At 67.2% G+C, this 19,972-nt stretch carries 18 protein-coding genes; 4 read left to right on the forward strand and 14 right to left on the reverse strand.

Going from position 1 to position 19,972, the window contains the following annotated elements; all coding sequences use genetic code 11:
* Window positions 1-144: 144 nt before the first annotated feature.
* Complete coding sequence (locus FR943_RS13160; RefSeq protein WP_308170539.1) at window positions 145-2,838, reverse strand: cation-translocating P-type ATPase; 2,694 nt, start codon at window positions 2,836-2,838, stop codon at window positions 145-147.
* Window positions 2,839-2,979: 141 nt separating this feature from the next.
* Between FR943_RS13160 and FR943_RS13165 the strand changes: the two genes are divergently transcribed.
* A complete protein-coding gene (locus FR943_RS13165) occupies window positions 2,980-3,990 on the forward strand; it encodes an Rv2578c family radical SAM protein (protein WP_217157713.1) in 1,011 nt (336 codons plus the stop codon).
* A gap of 15 nt (window positions 3,991-4,005) precedes the next feature.
* Here the strand turns inward: FR943_RS13165 and FR943_RS13170 are convergent, their stop codons facing one another.
* The 5 genes from FR943_RS13170 to FR943_RS13190 form a co-directional block, all read right to left on the reverse strand.
* Window positions 4,006-4,440 (reverse strand): SRPBCC family protein, encoded by a 435-nt coding sequence (locus FR943_RS13170; protein ID WP_217157715.1) that lies wholly within the window; start codon window positions 4,438-4,440, stop codon window positions 4,006-4,008.
* Window positions 4,441-4,520: 80 nt separating this feature from the next.
* A complete protein-coding gene (locus tag FR943_RS13175) occupies window positions 4,521-5,798 on the reverse strand; it encodes an acyl-CoA dehydrogenase family protein (RefSeq protein ID WP_217157718.1) in 1,278 nt (425 codons plus the stop codon).
* Window positions 5,799-5,800: 2 nt separating this feature from the next.
* Window positions 5,801-6,943 (reverse strand): acyl-CoA dehydrogenase family protein, encoded by a 1,143-nt coding sequence (locus tag FR943_RS13180; protein ID WP_217157720.1) that lies wholly within the window; start codon window positions 6,941-6,943, stop codon window positions 5,801-5,803.
* A 40-nt stretch (window positions 6,944-6,983) separates the two neighbouring features.
* Window positions 6,984-8,213 (reverse strand): amidohydrolase family protein, encoded by a 1,230-nt coding sequence (locus FR943_RS13185; RefSeq protein WP_217157722.1) that lies wholly within the window; start codon window positions 8,211-8,213, stop codon window positions 6,984-6,986.
* A gap of 113 nt (window positions 8,214-8,326) precedes the next feature.
* A complete protein-coding gene (locus FR943_RS13190; RefSeq protein WP_217157724.1) occupies window positions 8,327-8,965 on the reverse strand; it encodes a TetR/AcrR family transcriptional regulator in 639 nt (212 codons plus the stop codon).
* Window positions 8,966-9,057: 92 nt separating this feature from the next.
* Between FR943_RS13190 and FR943_RS13195 the strand changes: the two genes are divergently transcribed.
* Window positions 9,058-9,909 (forward strand): LLM class flavin-dependent oxidoreductase, encoded by an 852-nt coding sequence (locus tag FR943_RS13195; protein ID WP_217157727.1) that lies wholly within the window; start codon window positions 9,058-9,060, stop codon window positions 9,907-9,909.
* Between the two features lie 62 nt (window positions 9,910-9,971).
* Window positions 9,972-10,814, forward strand: coding sequence for an acyl-CoA thioesterase (locus FR943_RS13200; protein ID WP_217158225.1), 843 nt, complete (start codon window positions 9,972-9,974; stop codon window positions 10,812-10,814).
* Window positions 10,815-10,901: 87 nt separating this feature from the next.
* Here the strand turns inward: FR943_RS13200 and FR943_RS13205 are convergent, their stop codons facing one another.
* The 7 genes from FR943_RS13205 to ypfJ are packed head-to-tail and all read right to left on the reverse strand — an operon-like array spanning window position 10,902 to window position 17,837.
* Window positions 10,902-11,720 (reverse strand): mycofactocin-coupled SDR family oxidoreductase, encoded by an 819-nt coding sequence (locus tag FR943_RS13205; protein ID WP_217157730.1) that lies wholly within the window; start codon window positions 11,718-11,720, stop codon window positions 10,902-10,904.
* Entirely contained in the window at window positions 11,717-13,276 is a 1,560-nt protein-coding gene (locus FR943_RS13210; RefSeq protein WP_217157732.1) for a flavin-containing monooxygenase, read from the reverse strand. Before FR943_RS13210 ends, FR943_RS13205 begins: the two co-directional genes overlap by 4 nt.
* Window positions 13,273-13,863, reverse strand: coding sequence for a TetR/AcrR family transcriptional regulator (locus FR943_RS13215; RefSeq protein WP_217157735.1), 591 nt, complete (start codon window positions 13,861-13,863; stop codon window positions 13,273-13,275). Before FR943_RS13215 ends, FR943_RS13210 begins: the two co-directional genes overlap by 4 nt.
* Window positions 13,864-13,895: 32 nt before the next feature.
* Complete coding sequence (locus FR943_RS13220; RefSeq protein ID WP_217157737.1) at window positions 13,896-14,342, reverse strand: SRPBCC family protein; 447 nt, start codon at window positions 14,340-14,342, stop codon at window positions 13,896-13,898.
* Window positions 14,342-15,271, reverse strand: a complete 930-nt coding sequence (locus tag FR943_RS13225) for an RNA polymerase sigma-70 factor (RefSeq protein WP_372448126.1) — start codon at window positions 15,269-15,271, stop codon at window positions 14,342-14,344. The genes FR943_RS13220 and FR943_RS13225 overlap by 1 nt, the downstream gene beginning before the upstream one ends.
* Window positions 15,272-15,319: 48 nt before the next feature.
* Window positions 15,320-16,954, reverse strand: coding sequence for a DUF885 domain-containing protein (locus tag FR943_RS13230; RefSeq protein WP_217157739.1), 1,635 nt, complete (start codon window positions 16,952-16,954; stop codon window positions 15,320-15,322).
* Entirely contained in the window at window positions 16,947-17,837 is an 891-nt protein-coding gene (ypfJ, locus tag FR943_RS13235; RefSeq protein ID WP_217157741.1) for a KPN_02809 family neutral zinc metallopeptidase, read from the reverse strand. The genes FR943_RS13230 and ypfJ overlap by 8 nt, the downstream gene beginning before the upstream one ends.
* Before the next feature lie 74 nt (window positions 17,838-17,911).
* On the opposite strand from ypfJ, the gene FR943_RS13240 reads away from it, so the two are divergent.
* Window positions 17,912-19,387: a carboxylesterase/lipase family protein gene (locus FR943_RS13240; RefSeq protein WP_217157743.1), complete on the forward strand. Its 1,476-nt coding sequence runs from the start codon at window positions 17,912-17,914 to the stop codon at window positions 19,385-19,387.
* Here FR943_RS13240 and FR943_RS13245 read toward each other — a convergent pair.
* Complete coding sequence (locus FR943_RS13245) at window positions 19,384-19,887, reverse strand: SRPBCC family protein (RefSeq protein ID WP_217157745.1); 504 nt, start codon at window positions 19,885-19,887, stop codon at window positions 19,384-19,386. The two genes, FR943_RS13240 and FR943_RS13245, sit on opposite strands and share 4 nt — an antisense overlap.
* Window positions 19,888-19,972: the final 85 nt, after the last annotated feature.

The raw sequence follows: 19,972 nt of genomic DNA on the forward strand, positions 1-19,972 counted from the left end.
TGACGTCGGCCTCGAACGGGTGTTCGATAAGTGTGTGCGTACGGGGCGGCTCCGCCTCCGTCCCGGCGCGTGATTGACTGGGCATGCGCCCACGGCGCGCGCCGATGCCGTACCCGAAACCGCGGCATCGGCGCACCCAGTCGTTCAGTACCCGAGCCGGCGACCCACCGCTTTGGCGGCTTCGACGATCAGGAAGATCACGGTCGCCAAGACGAGCGCGATCGCCCAGCCCCGCGGGGAGATCGGCGCGGAGTGGAACCAGGTGTGCATGAACGGGGTGTAGACGAACACCAACTGAAGGGCGATCAGCGCCGCCGCCATTCGCCAGATCCACGGGTTGCCACGGAACACCGCGGGCCGCAGGCTTGAGGCGGTCAGGAACCGGCAGTTCAGCAGGAACGCCAGCTGCCCCATCACCAGCATGTTCACCGCGGCCGTCTGGGCGACCGGCAGCGGGTACCCGGCGGACTGCGCGATGAAGAACACGCTGACCGACGCCCCGGCCACCAGGACGGACACCAGCGCGATCATCGACACGTCCGGCAGCGACACCAGGGAGCGGTTGGCCGACCGGGGTGGTCGCGCCATGATGCCGGGTTCGGCCCGCTCGAAGACCAGCGCCAGGGACAGTGTGATGCTGGTGACGGTGTTGACCCACAGGATCTGTACCGGCTGCAGCGGCAAGGCGAATCCGAACAGGATCGCCACCAGGATCACCAGCGACTGAGAACCGTTGGTGGGCAACAGGAACAGTACCGATTTTCGGATGTTGTCGTAGATGCGCCGGCCTTCTTCGACGGCGCGTTCGATGGTGGCGAAGTTGTCGTCGGCCAACACGATGCCGGCGACTTCCTTGGTCGCCTCGGTGCCCTTGATTCCCATGGCGACGCCGATGTCGGCGCGGGTGAGCGCGGGTGCGTCGTTGACCCCGTCACCGGTCATCGCCACCGTTTTGCCGTCGGCCTGCAGCGCGCTGACGATGCGCAGTTTGTGTTCGGGGCTGGTGCGGGCATAGATGTCGACCTCGTCGACCATGTCGCGCAGCGCCGGTTGGCTCATGGCCTGGAGATCGGCGCCGGTGAGCACCTTCGGATTCGGGTCGGTGGTGATGCCCATCTCGCGGGCGATCGCCCGGGCCGTGCCGCCGTGGTCGCCGGTGATCATCTTGACCCCGATACCGGCGCTGTGGCAGTTGGCGATGGCCGTCACCGCCTCGGGCCGCGGGGGATCGACGATGCCGACGATGCCGAGGAACTCCAACCCGTCGTCGACATCGGCGGCGGTCACCGTGTCGGCGCCGGCGGGCGCACCGGTGCGGGCGGCGGCGAGCACGCGAAGACCCTGATCGCCCAGTTCATCGATGCGCGCCTCCCAGTACGCGCGATCCAACGGCTCGGTGACCTCGCCCCGCAACTGGGTCGTCGACCGGTCCAGCAGACGGTCGGGTGCGCCTTTGACGTGCAGTGTCCGGTCGCCGCCGGGTGCCGCGTTGAGGGTCACCATGAACTTGTTGGCCGATTCGAATGGCAATTCGGCCAGTCGGGGGCTGTCGGCACCATCGAACCCGGCCTTGACCGCCAATGCCCGCAGCGCACCCTCGGTCGGCTCGCCCACCACCCGCCACTGCGCGTCGACCTCGGTGAGGCGCGCGTCGTTGCACAGTGTCATCGTGGCGATCAGGGCCGCCAGACCGGGATCGTCGGCGGGGACCGTCGGGCGGCCGTCGCATTCGATGTGTCCGTCGGGTCGATATCCCGTTCCGGACACCGTGTAGTCGTGTTGTGCGATGCAGACCGTGCGTACGGTCATCTCGTTCTGGGTGAGGGTGCCGGTCTTGTCCGAACAGATGACATCAACCGCGCCGAGCGCTTCCACGGCCGGCAGCTTGCGGACGATCGCGCGCCGGCGGGCCATCTGCTGAACACCCAGGGCCAGCGTGATCGTCACCACCGCAGGCAGCCCTTCGGGGATCGCCGCGACGGCGAAACTGATGCCTGCCGAGATCAGCTCGTTGTCCGAGAAGCCGTGGATCAGCCGGCCGGTGACCAACATGACCGCCGCGATTCCCAGGATGAGCAGGGACAGCTGACGACCGAACTGGGTGAGTTTGCGGGTCAGGGGAGTGTCGATGCCCTTGGCCTCGGTGATCAATGTCTGGATGCGGCCGAGTTCGGTGGCGCTGCCGGTTGCGGTCACCACCCCGGTGCCCGAGCCGGAGGTGACGATCGTGCCGGAGTACACCATCGAGGTGCGGTCGCCGAGGCCCGCCTCGGGGTCGACGTGTGCCACATCCTTGGCCGCGGGCAGTGACTCCCCGGTCAGTGCCGCCTCATCGACGCCGAGGTTGGTCACTGCCAGCAGCCGCATGTCGGCCGGGACCCGGTCGCCGGACCCGATGCGGACGACGTCGCCGGGAACCAGGGCTTGGGCATCGACGTTCACCCAGTCGCCGTCGCGTCGAGCCCGGGCATTGAGCGAGAGCGACTTGCGGATCCCGTCGAGCGCCTGCTCGGCTTTGCCTTCCTGGAGGAAGCCGACGACGCTGTTGATGATCGCCACCACCATGATCACCGCGAAGTCGACCCATTCGCCCAGGATCGCCTTCAGTACCGCGGCCGCGATCAGGATGTAGATCAGGACGTTGTTGAACTGCGCGATGAACCGCATGAGCAGCGATTTGCGCCGGGGTGCGGGCAGCCGGTTGGGTCCGAACCGGGTGAGTCGGGCGTCGGCTTCGGTGGAATCGAGTCCGGCCGGGGAGGAATCCAGCTCGGTCATGACCTCGTCGAGCCCACGTGCGTGCAGCGGCGGCTGTCTGGCCGCGTCAGTGAAGTCCACCGCTGGTCCCGGCAACCGATCCGCCTCTCCCACGAATTACCTTGATCGTCCACGGGATTGGTCGGCGCTGCAACCGTCGGGCCTCTTCGACAGGCGTGGAATTACCTTGACATAAGCATCGAACAGTTGTTCGATGGAAGCATGCGGTGGGACGGTCAGTCGGTGCGGGTGGACGACGGCGCGTTGCCCGGTCTGCAACGGCTGGGCTTCGTGCGCAGCGTCCGCACGCCGCAATTCGACGGCATCACGTTCCATGAGGTGCTGTGCAAGTCGGCGCTCAACAAGGTTCCCGCGGCGTCGGCATTGCCGTTCCGCTTCACGGTCAACGGCTACCGCGGCTGCAGCCACGCCTGCCGGTATTGCTTCGCCCGACCGACGCACGAATACCTCGACTTCGACCCCGGGGCGGATTTCGACAGCCAGGTGGTGGTCAAGACCAATGTCGCCGAGGTCCTGGGCCGTGAACTGCGCCGCCGATCGTGGACCCGTGAGACGGTGGCGCTGGGCACCAATACCGACCCCTACCAGCGGGCCGAGGGCCGTTATGCGCTGATGCCGGGAATCATTGCGGCACTGACCAATTCCGGGACGCCGTTCTCCATCCTCACCAAGGGCACACTGCTGCGCCGTGATCTTCCGTTGCTCGCCGAGGCGTCGGGTCGCGTCGCGGTGAGCGTTTCGGTGTCCCTGGCGGTCGGGGATCCAGAGCTGCACCGGGCGGTGGAGCCGGGCACGCCGACCCCGGACGCCCGTCTCGGCCTGATCACCGCGATCCGTGACGCCGGTCTGGACTGTCACGTGATGGTCGCGCCGGTGCTGCCGTATCTGACCGATTCGGCCGAGCAACTCGATGATCTGCTCGGCCGGATCGCCGCGGCTGGTGCCGGCGGGGTCACGGTGTTCGGCCTGCACCTACGGGGCACGACGCGGGGCTGGTTCATGTCCTGGCTGCAGCGCGACCATCCCGAGCTGGTCGCGGATTATCAGCGGCTGTACCGGCGTGGTGCGTACCTGCCCGGCGACTATCGCGACATGCTCCGGGCGCGGGTGGCACCACTGGTGGCCCGGCACGGATTGCGGGGGCCGGCGCCCGGGGCGAGTGTCGCTACCGTGCCCGAGGCCGTGGCGCCGGCGCAACCGGTGCTCTTTTGACGGCCGAGGCTTCGGCTAAGGTTCCAGCGCCTTGGCGCAGTTGTCGAGGATGGCCCGGAAATTCCACGGGAGCAGCCGTGAGCTGATCGCTTCCATCGCCTTGCCGCCTGCGCGCAAGGGGTGGGTGTAGCTGGTGGTCCAGTCGATATGCGTGCCGTCACCGTGTGGTGTGAAAGTCAGTGTCCCACCGTCATGGTCGAACGGCGGGAACGACCCGATGATCAGATACGAGTAATTGTTCGGCCGGTCGTAGGCGGTGATCTCCTCCCGAAACCACATGCCGGCCCCGGTCACCGCCCGGATCGCCGCGACCACAGGTTGCGACCAACCCGCCGCCCAGCCTGACCGCAGCACCAGCGGTGCAGTGGCCAGGGCTGCCGGGTCGGCCATCCAATCGAAGACCTGCTCGCGCGGGGCGGCGATCACCCGCTCCAGACGAATGGTGGGCATCAGGATCCCCCTGCGTTGTCTGGTCCCCACCGTACCCGGCACCCCTTCCGGGATGGCCGTGCCCGATCACCGGGCCCCAGTCAGCTCTTGTTGCGTTTGACCTGATTGAACGGCACACCGCGGTCGGCGGCGAGCTCGCGCGGGAAGCCCAGGATGCGCTCGCCGATGACGTTGCGGGCCATCTCGGACGTACCGCCGCCCAGCGATCCGGTCTGTCGCGACAGATAGCGGATACCGATGTCGAGAAGCCCGACGCGGTCCGGGCTCTCGGCGGTGCCCTCGTCGACCACCCCGGCGGTGCCGGCGATGGCCAGTGCGGTGTCCACTTCCAGCTCAGTGGTTTCGGCGTGGAACAGCCGGATCAAGGTCCCGGCGTTCGGCGGCAGGGAGCCGTTGGCGATCGAGCGTGAGACGTGCTCGATGAGCTGTTGCTTGACTTCCCGTCGGACCAGGGCGCGCCCGGCCAGATCCTGCACCCGGGCGTCGTCGCCCTGGCCGGTCGCCTCGGCCAGACCGACGTGGTCCGGCGGCATCTCGTTGGCGTTCTCGGCGCCGGTCCCGCTCGCGAATTCCGACCCGCCGCCGACGGCCCGCCGCTCGTGGTGGAGCTGGCGCGAAGCCACCGTCCACCCGTCGTTGACCTCGCCCACCACCGCGTCGTCACCGAGCTCGAGACCGTCGAAGAACTCTTCGCAGAATTCCTCGTTGCCGTTGACCTCTTTGATGCGGCGCATGGTGATGCCCGGGGAGTCGAGCGGCACCAGGAACATCGTCAGGCCCTCGTGCTTGGGCACCGTCCAGTCCGTGCGGGCCAGCATCAGTCCGTAGTCGCCGGCGAAGGCGCTGGTGCTCCAGGTCTTGGCACCGTTGATCACCCACGTGCCGTCCTCACGTCGGTCGGCCCGGGTGATCACACCGGCCAGGTCCGAACCGCCGTTGGGCTCGCTCAGCAGCTGCACCAGTACCTCGTCGCCACGGATGGCGGCCGAGATGCGTTCGCGCTTCTGGGCTTCGCTGCCCATGTCGAGGATCGTGGCCGCGCAGATGGTGAACGACGGGGTGTTGAGGATCAGCGGCATCTCATAGCTGCGGCATTCGGCGTCGAACGCCTTCTGGTAGGAGTAGTCCAGCCCCAGCCCGCCGTATTCGCGCGGGAAGCAGATCCCGGCAAAGCCCCCTTCGTACAGCCGCTTCTGCAGTTCCTTGGCCCGTTCCCAGGACGCCGCCTCGGCCCGCACCGAGAACGGCGGATGGTCCGGATCGATCGGGGGCATGTTCTCGGCCAGCCAGGCGCGGGCCCGCGCCGCGAATTCGGCCACCGATTCCGTTGTTCCGGGAGCGGTCACGGTTTCTGTCATGCTCAGGACTCCTCGCGGGCGCGGGTCTTGCGGTTCAATGCGTACACCGCACGGTGGTGGTCTTCGGGTGATCCGAACATGGCGCGGTAGAGGGCAACTCGCCGTAGGTAGAGGTGCAGGTCGTGTTCCCAGGTGACACCGATGCCGCCGTGTAACTGGACGCAGTCCTGCAGCATCACCGGGGCTCGTTCGGCCACATAGGCTTTCGCGACACTGACCAGGAGTTCGGCCTCGGGTGAGCGGTTACCGACCGCGGCGACCGCGCCGGCGGTGACACCGCGGCAGGCCTCGAACCACATCTTCATGTCGGCGGCCCGGTGTTTGAGGGCCTGGTAGGACGCCAGCGGACGGCCGAAGCTGTGCCGGTCGAACAACCATTGGTTGGTCATGTCCAGCACCGCATCGAGGATTCCGACGATTTCCGCGCACTGCAACACCAGGGCGACTTGACGCTGGCGTTCGATGACTGCCGGGGTCTGCTCGGCGGTGCCCACCACGGCGTCCTCGCCGACGTCGACACCGTCGAACTGCACCCGTGCGTACTGCTTGGCCAGGTCCACCGACGACTGCGGGGTGACCGTCACGCCGGGCGCGCCGGCGGGCACGACGAACTGTCGTAATTCGCCGTCGCACAGGGCCGGAACCAGAAACAGATCGGCCTTGTCGCCGGCCTCGACCCGGTCCTTGGCGCCGTCGAGGCGGAAGCCCGAGGCGGTGCGGGTCGCGGTGGTGACGGCATCCAGCGGTGTGAACGGCCGTTGGGGTTCGTACACCGCCCAGGACGCCACGAGTTCGCCGGAGACCAGTGATTCGATGGTCTGCTCGTGGCCGGCCGGCGCCTCGACGAGCCCGGCCAGCACCACGCTGACCGGATGCAACGGCCCGGGTGTCACGGTGTGGCCGGCCTGCTCGGCCACCAGGGCCAGGTCGGCCAAACCGTCGCCGGACACGCTGCCGCCGCCGAGCTCCTCGGGAACCAGCAAGCTGGCCCAACCGAGTTCGGCGGCCCGTTGCCACCAGTCGGATTCGAACGACACCCCGGCGCTGTGCCAGTCACGCAGATGACTCAGTGAGGCCTCCTTTTCCAGGAAGGCCTGCGCGGTCGAGGCGAACAGCATCTGTTCGGGATTTGCCACGTCTGTCATGAAATCGGTTCAGCCTCTTGTCATATCGGTGTGTGGGGTATCAGTTCAGCACGAGTGCGGGGACATCGGGCTTGTACACCTTCTTGTTCTCGACCTTGAACAGGTCGACAAGGTTGCCACCCATCACCTTTCGGACACCTTCGTCGTCGAGACCGTGTGCCTGCAGGTCGTCGACCAGGTTGATGGGGTCGGCCAGCCCTTCGGGGTGCGGCCAGTCGGACCCGAAGATCACCCGGTCGATGCCGCACAGGTCGGCCATCTGCTTGAAGTCGTCCTCCCAGAACGGGGCCACGTACACGCCGCGCTTGAACGCCTCGATCGGATTCTCCGGGAACTCGTTCGGCATCTTCGAGTAGACGTCCTTGAACTGGTAGAACAGGTACGGCACCCAGGAGGCGCCGTTTTCCACGGACAAGATGCGCAGATCCGGGTTGCGGGTCAGGGCACCGTGGCAGACGAGTGCGGCCATGGTGTCTTCGATCGGCCGCTTGCCCATCGCGACCATCCGGAACGACGTCGGCTTGAACGGCAGGAACTCTTCGGCCGGTTCCCAATCGTTGAGGTACTGCGCGTAACCGCTGTCCGAGGCGTGCATGCACACCGGGATGCCCGCCTTGACGCAGGCGTCCCAGAACGGGTCGAACTCCGGGAATCCCAGCGAACGGGTGCCGCGGTAGCCGGGCACCGGCGCCGGCCGCACCAGCACGGTCTTCGCGCCGCGTTCCAGACACCACTCGAGTTCTTCGAGGGCGCGGTCCACCACGCCGAGGTTGATGACGGGGGTGGAGAAGATGCGATCGGCGTAGTTGAACTGCCAGGTCTCGTACATCCACTCGTTGAGGGCGTGGATGATGTCGAGGATCAGGTCCGGATCGTCCTTGAGGCGTTCCTCGACCAGGCTGGCCAGTGTCGGGAACATGATGGTGTAGTCCAGGCCGAGGCTGTCCAGAACCTCAAGGCGCGCTTCGGGATTGCGGAAGGCCGGGATCGCCTTCATCGGCTTGCCCATCACCTCGCGGTAGCTCTTGCCGCCGCTGCCGTGCCGGAAGTACTCCTCCTGGGCGCCGGGGCGGGCGACCACCTCGAAGGTCGGGTTGGGGATGTAGTCGCTGATGTGGTTACGCACCACGATCTTGGTGCGGCCGTGCACGTCGATGTAGTCGATGACGCCCTTGCGGTGTTCCGGCAGGAACTTGGTGAGGGCTTCTTTGGGCTCATAGAAGTGGTTGTCAGCGTCGAACACCGGGTAGGGAAGCTCGCGTGAGGGCATGTTCGCCTCCTGGAAGAGTCAAGTTATCCGAAACTGGTAATGACGTTACCACGCGGTGACCAGCATGGACGAGCCGATTCGGGCGATCGCTCAAGGGGCGGGAAAAGTCCAGGTCAGACCGGTGATGGCGGGGATAGTAGGCCGCGCACGCAGAACGCGTAGATGTGCTCGCCGTCGATCGGCGCGCCGTTGAGTTCCACGCCGAGGGAGCGCAGCCGCATCGCGCCCAGCACTGACTGCATGATCAGCGCCGCGGTGCACTGGACATCGATGTCGGAGCGGAACGACCCGGCCGCGATCCCCCCGCGCAGGATGTCGCCGATGAGCTCGTGCAACGGTGCCAGGACCCGGGCGTATTCACGGGGGAGCGACTCGGCGAGGTGATCGTTGTAGAAGGTCAATCCGCGGTTGATGCTGTCCTGGGTGCTCGAGGCGGCCGGGGTGGTGATGCGCTCGATGAGCGACTGCAGCGCCGCGGGTCCGGCCAGGCCGTCGACGTCGGCGCGCCAGCGCTGTGTGGACTCGGCCATGATCTTGTCGATCAGGGCCAGCAGCAGCTCATCCTTGGTGGAGAAATGCTGGTAGAACGACCGTAATGAGGTCTTCGAGCGCTCCACCACCTCCAGCACGGTGAAGTCGGTGCGCCCGGTCTCGCCGAGGATGGTCAGTGCCGACTTCATGAAGCGCCGGGCCCGATCGGCGTGCGCCTCGGCACGTGCCTGTGCCGCCGGTCGTTCGGCCGCCCTAGCCATTGCGCCATCACCTCCGTCATGCTCCACTTGCGAGAATGACGTTACCGTTTCTGTAGAACCAATAGGCGGGTAGTGATTACTGTGGTGCAGCGATGAGTGAATGGTTCCTGTTCCTGCCCCAGGTGCGGTTGGACATTGGCGGCATCGTTGAGCGGGCGCGGGTGGCCGAGGCCAGTGGGTTCGACGGCATCGCGTTCATCGACCACTTGGAGGCTCCCGGCGCCACCCACCAAAGCATCTGGGAGGCAATGACTGTCGCCACCTGGGTGGCGGCGCGCACGGAGCGGCTCCGGATCGGCCACCTGGTGCTCTGTGATGCCTTCCGGCATCCGGCGGTGCTGGCCAAGCAGGCCGTGACGTTGTCGGAGGCCACCGGTGGGCGATTCGAGTTGGGTCTGGGCTCGGGTTCGTGGCCGCAGGAGTTCGACCGCTTCGGGGTCGAGACCGGCGATGCCGCCGCCCGGGTGCGCAGGCTGGGAGAGAACCTGGAGCTGCTGCAGCAGTACTGGGGTGCCGACGACTCCGCCCGGACGCAGGTTCCTCGTCCTTCCCATCCAATCCCGTTGGTACTGGGCGGGACCGGCAAGCGGATGATGGATCTGGTTCGGGCCCACGCCGACTGGTGGAACATCCCGTCGCATCAGCTGGACCGGCTGCCGACCCTGCTGCCGACCGTGGACACCGCACGGGTGTCCCTGCAGCAGATGGTCGGATTCGTGGGTCGTGGTGCCGACCGCGCGACGGTCACCGAGCGCAGTACCCGGCTGTTCGGGCATCTGGGCGACGGATTGGTATGCGGCGACGCCGCCGAACTCGGCCGGCACTTCGCCGGGTTGTCGGCCCAGGGGGTCGAACGCTTCTATGTCTGGTTCGCGGATTTCGCCGCGCCACAAACTATTTCGGAATTCGCCGAGACCGTGATCAACCAGGAGGGAAAACCATGACCGCCGGAACCAACGAGGCGTCCGCCGCCACCGGGGCCGAACCCACACAGTGGACGCTGCAGATGCTGCTCGACCTGTTCGACGCAGAACCCGCGGGGGAAAACCGCTTCACCGTGCCGAGCGGCCTGGCCGGCGTTGACGAGCGCCAGGTGGTGGAGGGTACCCAGATCCTGGGTGCGGCCATCGTCGCCGCGGCAAAACGCTTCCCGGAGAAGTCGATTCGCTCGGCGCACGCGGTGTTCGCCCGGGCGGTGATGGTGGGACCACCGGTGGAGCTCGACATCGACGTGATCAGCGAAGGGCGTTCCACGGCCAGCGCGGTGATCAGCGCCTCGCAGAACGGCAAGCGCTGCATCACCGTCACGGTGCTGGCCGATGTGCCCTCCGATGACGTCATCCGCCACCATCTGCCCCGGCCCGAGGTGGCCGGCCCGGCCGATTCGCACGTGTCACACATGCCGATGTCCGGACGTGAGCTGCGCCTGGTCGACGTCGTCGACGTGAACAGTCCCGACGAGGTCGGCCCGCCGGAGCTGTATGCCTGGCTGCACTACGATCCCGTCCCGGCGCGCGATGATCTGGCCAAGGCGCTGATCGCGTACTTCACCGGGCACCTCGGTATTTCGACCACGATGCGGGCCCACGAGGGCATCGGCACCGCCCAGGCTCATCTCACCGTCTCGACCGCGCCGATGACCGTCACGGTGAGCTTCCACGAGCCGGTGCGCTGGGACGGCTGGCTGCTCTACAGTCACGAGAGCACCCAGGTCGGGGCTGGCATGTCGTATGTGCGCGGCGCAGTGCACACCGAAGCGGGGGAGCTCATCGCCTCGTTCAGCCAGGACGGGCTGATCCGGCCGCTGCGTACCACCGACACCAACATCTCCGCGCACTCGCGCCTCTAGTCCCACCGCGAGCAGACGCAAAACTGCCCCAAATCCCAGCAGGGTTTGGGGCAGTTTTGCGTCTGCTCGGCAGGGGAAATGCGCGGCTCAGATCTTCAGATACCCCTTGTCCGCCGGGATCTGGGCGGCGGTCACCAACGACGACGCATCGCCGGCCAGCCACACCACAATGTCGGATATGGTGTCCGGCGGGGCCAGTGAATCCGTCGGCAGGGCACCGGGCGAGAAGCTGTGGATGTAGTTCGGATGGTCGGCGAACATCTGGTACATCGACAGGTCGTTGCCCATCGGGGTGTCGGTGCCGTACGGGTGGATCGAGTTGACCCGGATGCCGAACTCGCCCAACTCGACGGCGAGTGAATTGGTCAGTCCGACGACACCGAACTTGCTGGCGCAGTAGTGACCACACCCGGGCACGGCCTTGACACCGGCCGCCGAACTGACAGTGATGATGGACCCGCCGTTGCCGGCCTCGATCATCGGCGGCACCACCGCCTGCACCGTGTTGAACACACCGGTGAGGTTGACGTCGAGAATGTCCTGCCACTGCCGAGCCGAGATTTCCCACAGCCGGCCCCAGTTGAGCACGCCGGCGTTGGCCACGACGATGTCGAGCCGGCCGAACTGCTCGACCGCGTCGGCCACCAGTCGGCGTTGACCGTCGGCGTCGCGCACGTCGATCTCGCGAGCCACCATCTTGCGACCTTCGCCCTCGACCAGCGCCACCGTCTCGGCCAGGTCGTCTGGGGTGGCAGCGGCATAGCCGTTGTGTTCGGCGACCGGCGCGCAGGCGTCGAGCGCGATGATGTCGGCGCCGGCGCGGGCCAGGCGCACGCAGTGCGAGCGGCCCTGCCCGCGGGCCGCGCCGGTGACGTAGGCGACCCGCCCGGCCAGGGGAGTGGTCATACCGGTTGCTCCTCGGGTTGTGCGGCGGTGTGGACGGCGGTGAACTGGTAATCGGAGAGCGGGGAGTGCCGGGCGAACTGCCGGGATCCGGTGATCGTCTGCGGCCGGTAGTACGGGGTTTCCTGTTGCGAGTTGACGAAATAGGTGTTCAGGCCCGACGCCGCGGTGTAGTACAGGTGCGCGACGCGACCGTCGCGGCGCATCCGGGCGTTCCACCGGTTGAACGCATCCTGGCTGACGGTGGCGACCTGGGCGCCGCGGTGACGCGTCTCGTCGATGATGCGGACGGCGTGGGCGGCCATTGTCTCGACGTAGTCGGGCCAGGCGAAGCCGACGAATCCGAGCGGGCCGACGATCTCCCAGCGGTTGGGCAGCCGCGGGTGCGCAGTGCCGGCGTAGCTCTGCAGGCCGTGCGCCCGGTAGTACTCGGCCAGGTCGAATCCGTTGGGTCCGAGGATGGTTCCGGGCCGGTAGGTCTCGGGATCGATCCACAGTTCGTAGCCGGTGGCCGGCACCAGCAGATCGGCCGGGTGTTCGACGCCGTCGCTGGTGCGAACACCGGTCGCGGTGATCCGTTCGATCGGCGTGGTGATCAGGTGGGTGGTGGGGTTGTTCAGCGCCGGCAGGAAGGTACTCGAGATCACCGGCCGCTTGGCCAGAATGCCGGAGCGCGGCACCAGGTTTCGGCGGGTGGCCGGATCGTGGACGACGGCCCGCAGCAACAGCCGGTACAGCAGCCGCGACCAGCCGTCGTAGAGTGGCATCAGGCGGCGCAACACCCGGTCGGGTAGCCGGGAGAACGCGTGCACGATGGGCGCCACCATGAAGGCATCCATGGCGAGCCGGCCGGCGGTGTTGACGAGGGGGACCATCCCGGGCAACCGCAACAGCCGCTGCATCCACGGTGCGATGTCGAAGTCGACCTTCGGCAACACCCAGGCCGGTGTGCGTTGGTACACGTCCAGATTGGCGGCCTGGGCGGACAGCGCGGCCGAGATCTGCACACCTGACGAGCCGGTGCCGATCACCGCGATCCGCTTGTCGCGGGTGTCATAGGAGTCGTCCCAGGCGTTCGGCCGCAGCACGGTGCCGGTGAAATCGTCCAGGCCGGCGATATCGACGGTCGGCTTGGCGTTCACGTACCCGCCGACCGAACTGATCAAGAAACGCGCGGTCACCGGCGGCCGGTCCCGGATCTGCAACTGCCACATGCCCTGTTCGTCGTCCCAGAGTTGGCGGGTCACTTCGGCATTGGCGTGCAGGTGGTCGTAGAGACCGAGATTGGCGGCGGTGTCCCGCAAATAGCGGTAGATCTCCGGGCCGGGGGCGAACAGCCTGGACCACTGCGGGTTCGGTGCGAACGAGAGCTGGTACCACAGGATCGGGATGTCCACGGCGAGGCCGGGGTAGTGGTTGTCGCGCCAGGTGCCGCCGAAGTCGTCACCGCGTTCGATGATGACGAAGTCGTGGATACCCTTCTGGTGTAAGAGGTGTGCCGCCGCGATCCCACCCGGACCGGCGCCGATGATGGCGACTTCGTAATCTGGCTGCGTCATCGCTGCCCTCCGGTCAGGCCGACGACGATGTGGTCGGCTACGAATCGTTTGACGGCACGCGGACTGTCCAGGTTCACGCCCATCGGCGGCAGCAGTTCGAAGCTCATCAGCAGGCGCACGATCCATTCACTGGCGCGTGCCGGTGCGATACCCGCGCCGACCTCGCCGCGCTGCTGGGCGGCTCCGACGTGTGGTTTCCACAGGTCGATCGAGCGTCGCATCAGGTCGTCGCCGACATTGCGCAACAGCAACACCAGGATGCTCTCGTTGATGCCGCGGGCTGCCACGGAGTCCGACTGCTGCCGGTGCGCGCAGATGAGCACTGCCGCGGCCGCCACCTGATCGGTCAGGCGGTCGTGTCGGTCGAGTTCGGTGGCCATCGACTCGACGAACCCCGACGCCAGGTGATCGAGCGCGATCTTGATGGCGTTGTCACGGCTGCCGAGCGAATTGTGGACGGTGCCACGCGAGACGCCGGCCGCTTCTGCTACCGCGGTGAGGCTGAATTGTCTTGGGCCGTACCGTCGTAACGTGGCGGCCGCGGCGCCCAGCAGCGATGGGGACACGCTGCGATCCGCGCTGGGCATTTGAACACATTAGCGATATCTGTTCAAGCTGGTCAGCGATTGACCAGATCCGTCGCTGCCGCATCCAGCACGTCGTTGAACACCCTGCTCAGCACCGGACGGCCGACCCACCGGGTCAGCACCCCGCCGATGAGTGGGAACTTCACCCGGAACGTCGTTGTCCACGTGACGTGCGTTCCCCCGTCCACCGCAGCGAAGCTCACCCGGCCGAACCGGTGTTCCGACGGTGGAAAACTGCGTTCGACCGAGTAGTCGAATGAGCGCGGGGCGTCGTAAGCGGTGATGCGTTCCCGGAACCAGCCGATCACCCAGAACAGGATGCGCAGCGCTCCTTGCCCATACGGGGCTCCCTGGCCGGGTTCGGCCAAACGCTGCCGAAGTACCAGCGGCGAACGCGTGAAATTGGCCGCGTTGCTCAAGAAGTCGAACACCGCCTCTGGCGGGGCGGCGATCGTGCGTTCGACGGTGACAGTCTGCATCAGTCCTCCTGTGGTCGGGCCAGGGTGCGCGTCGCAGCGGCGCCGCGCAGTTTGTCGGGGTTTCGCATTGCGTACAGGGCGGTGATCTGTCCGTCCGTCAGCTCGATCAGCAGAACCGAATCCAGCTTCCCGGCTCGGCGGAATGTGACGGCCGGCATCGAGTTGTAGTTCGCGAACGAGACTTCGCAACCGGCCATGGCGCCCCCGGCCAATCCCGCCATGAACTGTGCGACGCGCTGGGGCCCGATCACCGGGCGACGCGCGGCGGCCACCTGTCCGCCGCCATCGGACAACGCCACGATTCCGGGAGCCATCACCGCGATCAGGCCGTCGACGTCCCCGGTGTGCGCAGCCTTGAGAAACTTGGTGACGGCGGCACGCGCCACCTGTGCGTCCGGCGTGAATCGCCGCCGCCGGGCCTGCACGTGTTCGCGTGCGCGATGGGCGATCTGGCGCACGGCGGTGTCGGATTTGCCTACCATGCGGGCGATCTCGGGATGGCTGTAGCCGAACACCTCGTGCAGGACGAACACCACACGTTCGTCGGGGCTGAGGGTTTCCAGGACCAGCAGCATCGCCATCGACACCGATTCGGCCAGGACCGCGTCCTCGCTCGCGTCGGCGGCGGTCTGGATCGGCTCTGGCAGCCAATTGCCCACGTACTCCTCGCGCCGGCGCTTGCCGGCACGCAGCGCGTTGAGTGCCTGGCGCGTGACGACCTGCACGAGATAGGCGTGCGGGTAGCTGACGTCTCCCGCCGCGATCCAGCGCAGATAGCTTTCCTGAACCACGTCTTCGGCATCCGCAGCGCTGCCCAGGATCTCGTAGGCCAGGGTGAACAGCAGCGGTCGGTACCCGTCGAATATCTCGGTCGCGTTCAGGTGAGCCCCCCTCTGTCGTCGGTGGTCACCCTCTGAGACACCGCTCACCGGCCCAACCGTGACAAGCCTCAGCTGTGAACTACATCACAGCGCCGATCAGGAGTCGGACAATGCCGATCTGAGCACGTCGAGTGGCAGGCCGCCCAGATCCAGTGCGCGGGTGTGGAATTCTCGCAGCGGCGAGCCCCGGCGCAGGGCATCGTCACGCAGTTCGTGCCAGATCCGTTGCCCGATGGCGTACGACGGAGCTTGCCCCGGCCAGCCCAGGTAGCGATCCAGTTCAAAGCGCAGGTTCTCCTCGGCCATCGCCGAATGCGAGGTCAGGAAGTTCCAGGCCCGCTCGGCGTCCCAGACCTCGCCGTCGGGTGCGGTCAGGCCGCAGTGCACACCGATGTCGAGGACCACCCGGGCGGCCCGGAAACGTTGCGCGTCCAGCATTCCCATCCGGTCACCGGGATCGTCGAGCCAGCCCAGCTCGGCCATCAGCCGCTCGGCGTAGAGCGCCCAGCCCTCGCCGTGGCCCGACACCCAGCAGCCCAGCCGCCGCCACCGGTTGAGCTGTTCGGCCTGCGCCACGGCGCGGCCGATCTGCAGGTGGTGGCCGGGCACGCCCTCATGGAACACCGTGGTGGTTTCCTGCCAGGTGTGGAAGGTGTCCACGCCGGGGGGAACCGACCACCACATCCGCCCGGGGCGTGACCAGTCCTCGGAGGGGCCGGTGTAGTAGATGCCGCCGGTCTGGGTCGGCGCGATCCGGCATTCCAGGGTGCGCAGTGGCCCGTCGATGTCGAAGTGGGTGCCGGCCAGGGCATCGACCGCGCGATCGGAGAGGTCCTGCATCCAGGCCTGCAGGGCATCGGTGCCGCTGATCACGTAGCGCGACTCCTCGTCGAGCCGGTGCAGGGTTTCGGCCACCGTGGCGCCGGGATAGAGCTGCTGTGCGATCGACTCTTGTTCGGCCACAACGGCATCGAGCAGCTCCAAACCCCACTCGTAGGCCTCGTCGAGGTCGATGGCGCTGCCCAGGAACAACCGTGACATCAGTCGATAGGTGTCGCGGCCACAGGCATCGGCTTCCCGGGAACGCGGGGCGATGTCTTCGCGCAGTACGTCGCCGAGCCGCCGATAGGCATCGGCCGCGGCGTCGGCCCGCCGTCGCAGTTCCGCCTGCAGACGCGGATTGCCCGGCGCCGCACCGGTACCCATTTCGGCGAACAGCTCGGCGATCTGCCGGGATTGGATGACACCGCGGGTGACCTGGCGCACCGCCGGGGCGTGGTCGGTGGCGATGGTTTCGCGCAGGGCCTGCCCGTAACCCGCGGCGCGCTCGGGTACCTTGGCCAACCGCGCCGAGATCAGGGCCCAGTCGTCGTCGGTGTCGGTGGCCATCAGGTCGAACACGTCGCGCATCGTCTGCAACGGCGAGGCGATGACGTTGAGCTCACCCAGATCCAGGCCGGCCTCGTGCACGTCGACGATGGCGCCGAGACGTTCGCGCAGTGCGGCCACGGTCACCACGTCGACATCGTCGACGGGCTCGACACCGTCGAGCTCGGCCAGCGTCGCCCGGGCGGCTTCGGCACGTGCGGTGACGCCCTGCGGTGAGTAATCGGTCACCTCGTGGTCATGACCCGTGATACCGAGTTCTGTTGCGGCGCATGGATCGAGCCGCGCGTAGGTATCGAGGTAGCGCTCGGCTACCGCGTCGATGGGAGTGGCGTTCCTAGCCAAGGTTGTTCGCGGCGAAGGTGTCGCACTTGTTCGGGTCACCGGTCTGATAACCGATGGTGAACCACTTCTGGCGCTGCTCGGAGGAGCCGTGGGTCCACGCTTCGGGGTTGACCCGGCCGGTGGCCGCGGCCTGGATGCGATCGTCGCCCACCGAGGACGCTGCCGACAGGGCGTCGGCGATGTCCTTGTCGCTCAGTGGTTCGAGGAACGGTACGTCGGTGCCCTCCTGCCGGGTGATCGACGCGTAGTGCGCCCACACCCCGGCGTAGCAGTCGGCCTGTAGCTCCGTGCGCACCCCGGCACCGGTGGCGCCCTCCGGGTCGCGCTGGGCCCTGCCGAGAACCCCGAGCAGATCTTGGACGTGATGGCCGAATTCATGGGCCACCACGTACTCCTGGGCAAGCGGTCCGCCGCTGGAACCGAAACGGTCGACGAGCACCTGGAAGAAATCGGTGTCGAAGTATGCCGTCTTGTCCACCGGGCAGTAGAACGGTCCCACGTCACTGGTGGCCGGCCCGCATCCGGTGTCGACCTGTCCCTTGAACAGTCGTACGTGCGGACGGGTATATCCCTGGAGCAGTTGCTGCCACACCCCGTCCACCGAGTTGCCGGTGGCCACCACGCGGCACTCGACCTTTTCGTTGGCGTCGGCGCCGGTCTTGCACTGGCTCAGGTCGAAGCCCTCCGCTTCCACCCCGCTGGTTCCCATCTCTTGCTGCTGGGGCAGCACGGTGCCCGGGTCCACCCCCAGGAACATCGCCAGCACGACGACCAGCAGCCCGCCCAGGCCGCCGCCGATCGCGATGCCACGACCCGGTCCGCGTCCGCCGCCGGTACTGGAGGTAGTGCTCGTGTCGATCTGCATACCCTCGTTGAAGGTCATCGCGTCGCTCCATCGCATTCGGCGGTAGGTCCGTGCTCAACGGCCTGTTCAGCTTGCCACATTAGGATTCAGGCGTGTCCGTCGTTGCGGAACATTCGACCATTGCCCACACCACCCATGGGCAGCTACGCGGTACCCGTGAAGGCGGTGTCAGCGTCTGGCGCGGTGTGGAGTACGCGCAGCAGCCCGTGGGGGCCCTGCGGTTTCTGGCCCCGCAGCCCGTGCTGCCCTGGGCCGGGGTGCGCGACGCCGTCGAGCACGGTCCGTTGCCACTACAAGGCCGATCGTTCGTCGGGGGAGGCCGTGACGATCCCAAGGTCCGGGACGAGGCTTGCCTGACGGTCACCGTCTGGTCTCCGGACACCGCTGGGGCGCTGCCGGTGATGGTGTGGATCCCCGGCGGCGCCTTTGTCTACGGTGCGGGTCAACTGCAGCTCTACAACGGCTCCCGGTTGGCCGCCAACGGCAACGTGGTCGTCGTCAACGTCACCTACCGGCTCGGCGTGTTCGGCGGATTCGAACTCGGTGACCTGGGTGAGGGATTCGACGACAACCTGTGCCTGCGTGACCAGATCGCGGCCTTGCGGTGGGTGCGTGACAACATCGCGGCCTTCGGAGGTGATCCCGACCGGGTGACGGTGTTCGGTGAATCGGCCGGTGCCACATCGGTGTTGGCACTGCTGGCCAGCCCGGCTGCCGAAGGCCTGTTCGCCCGGGCCATCGCGCAGAGCCCGGCGCTGCCGTTGATCGCCGACCGCGAAGCGCGGGCCCGCCAGTCGCGGCGCTTCATGCAATTGCTCGGGGTCGGGGCGGAGCAGCTCAAGGTGCTGCCCCAGCGCCAGTTGCGTCGCGCCGCCGGTCAACTGCAGCTGGAAAGTGCGCAGCAGACACCGACGTTGGCCTACGGGCTGACCCACGGCGTCGATCTGCTGCCGCTGCACCCCATCGAGGCGGCGCGGACCGGTGCGGTGTCGCCGGTCCCGCTGATCATCGGGACCAACAGCCACGAGGCATCGATGTTCGCCTGGGGCAAACCGCCGATGCTGCCGACCACACCGGCCGGTGTGCAGGAGTATTTTCGTCGCCGGCCCGCCCACGTCAGGGACCGGCTGTTGGCCGCCTACCCCGATCTTCCGCGGCGACGGGCACTGGTGGCGTTCGGGTCCGACGTCATGTTCGGCGCGCCGACCTGGGCTTTCGCCGACGCCTACAGCGCGGACGCGGCCACCCATGTCTATCGGTTCGACCACACCACCTGGACGTTGCGGGTACTGGGCCTGGGCGCCACCCATGGCAGCGAGATCGTGCACATCCAGCACAGCTACGGGTCGTACCTGGGCCGCAAGCTGCACCCGCTGGGGCGTCGGGTCCAGCCGTCGGTGGGCCGCCGCATGCAACGCACCTGGCTGGATTTCGCCCGGGCCGAGGTCACCGACTGGCCGCGGTACGACCGCGGGCAGCGACTGACCCGGGTGATCCGCTCCACCCGGGACGAGACGGTCGCCGATCCCGATCGGGACCGGCGCGCGGTCTGGGAGGGCCTGGTCTAGGTGCCGTACCGCTGATCGGTATAGCGGCGGAGGTTGTGCAGGAAACGCTGGAACAGCCAGGCCATCACGGGCCGGCCCAGCATCATCCCGAACTGTCCGGCCAGCCCGCTGGGCTTCATGGCCATCACCCAGGTCAGGTGGCAACCGTCCGGGGTCTGGACCACGCGGTAGTCCTCGGCGAAGGCCGAGATCGCGTTCGACGTGCTGGTGTTGAATCGGAACGCCATGTGTGAGAACGGTTCCCAGGCCAGGAATTCCTCGTCGCCGACGATGTGCCCGCGCATCGTGACAGTGCGGGTGGTGCCCACGCCGCGCGGTTCGGGGCTGGTCCACTGCACGTCGGTGATGACAGTCGCCCACTGCGGCCACGAGGTCTCGTCGGAGAGCACCTCGAAGAGTTGCTCGGGCGTGATCGCCAGATCGACGGTGCTGACGAAGCGGAACGGCGCGCGGTCGATGAAGTCCAACTCGACGCGCTCGCACTGGTAGGTCCGGGCCATGGGTAGACACCCTAAGGGAGTGTGTCTAGTGGTGGGTCGGCCCGCCCGGATCTGCCCACGTCGACTCTCTAGACTGGTCAGTCGT

This window comes from [Mycobacterium] fortunisiensis, from assembly GCF_019050325.1.
GTDB classification, from domain to species: Bacteria; Actinomycetota; Actinomycetes; order Mycobacteriales; family Mycobacteriaceae; genus Mycobacterium; species Mycobacterium fortunisiensis.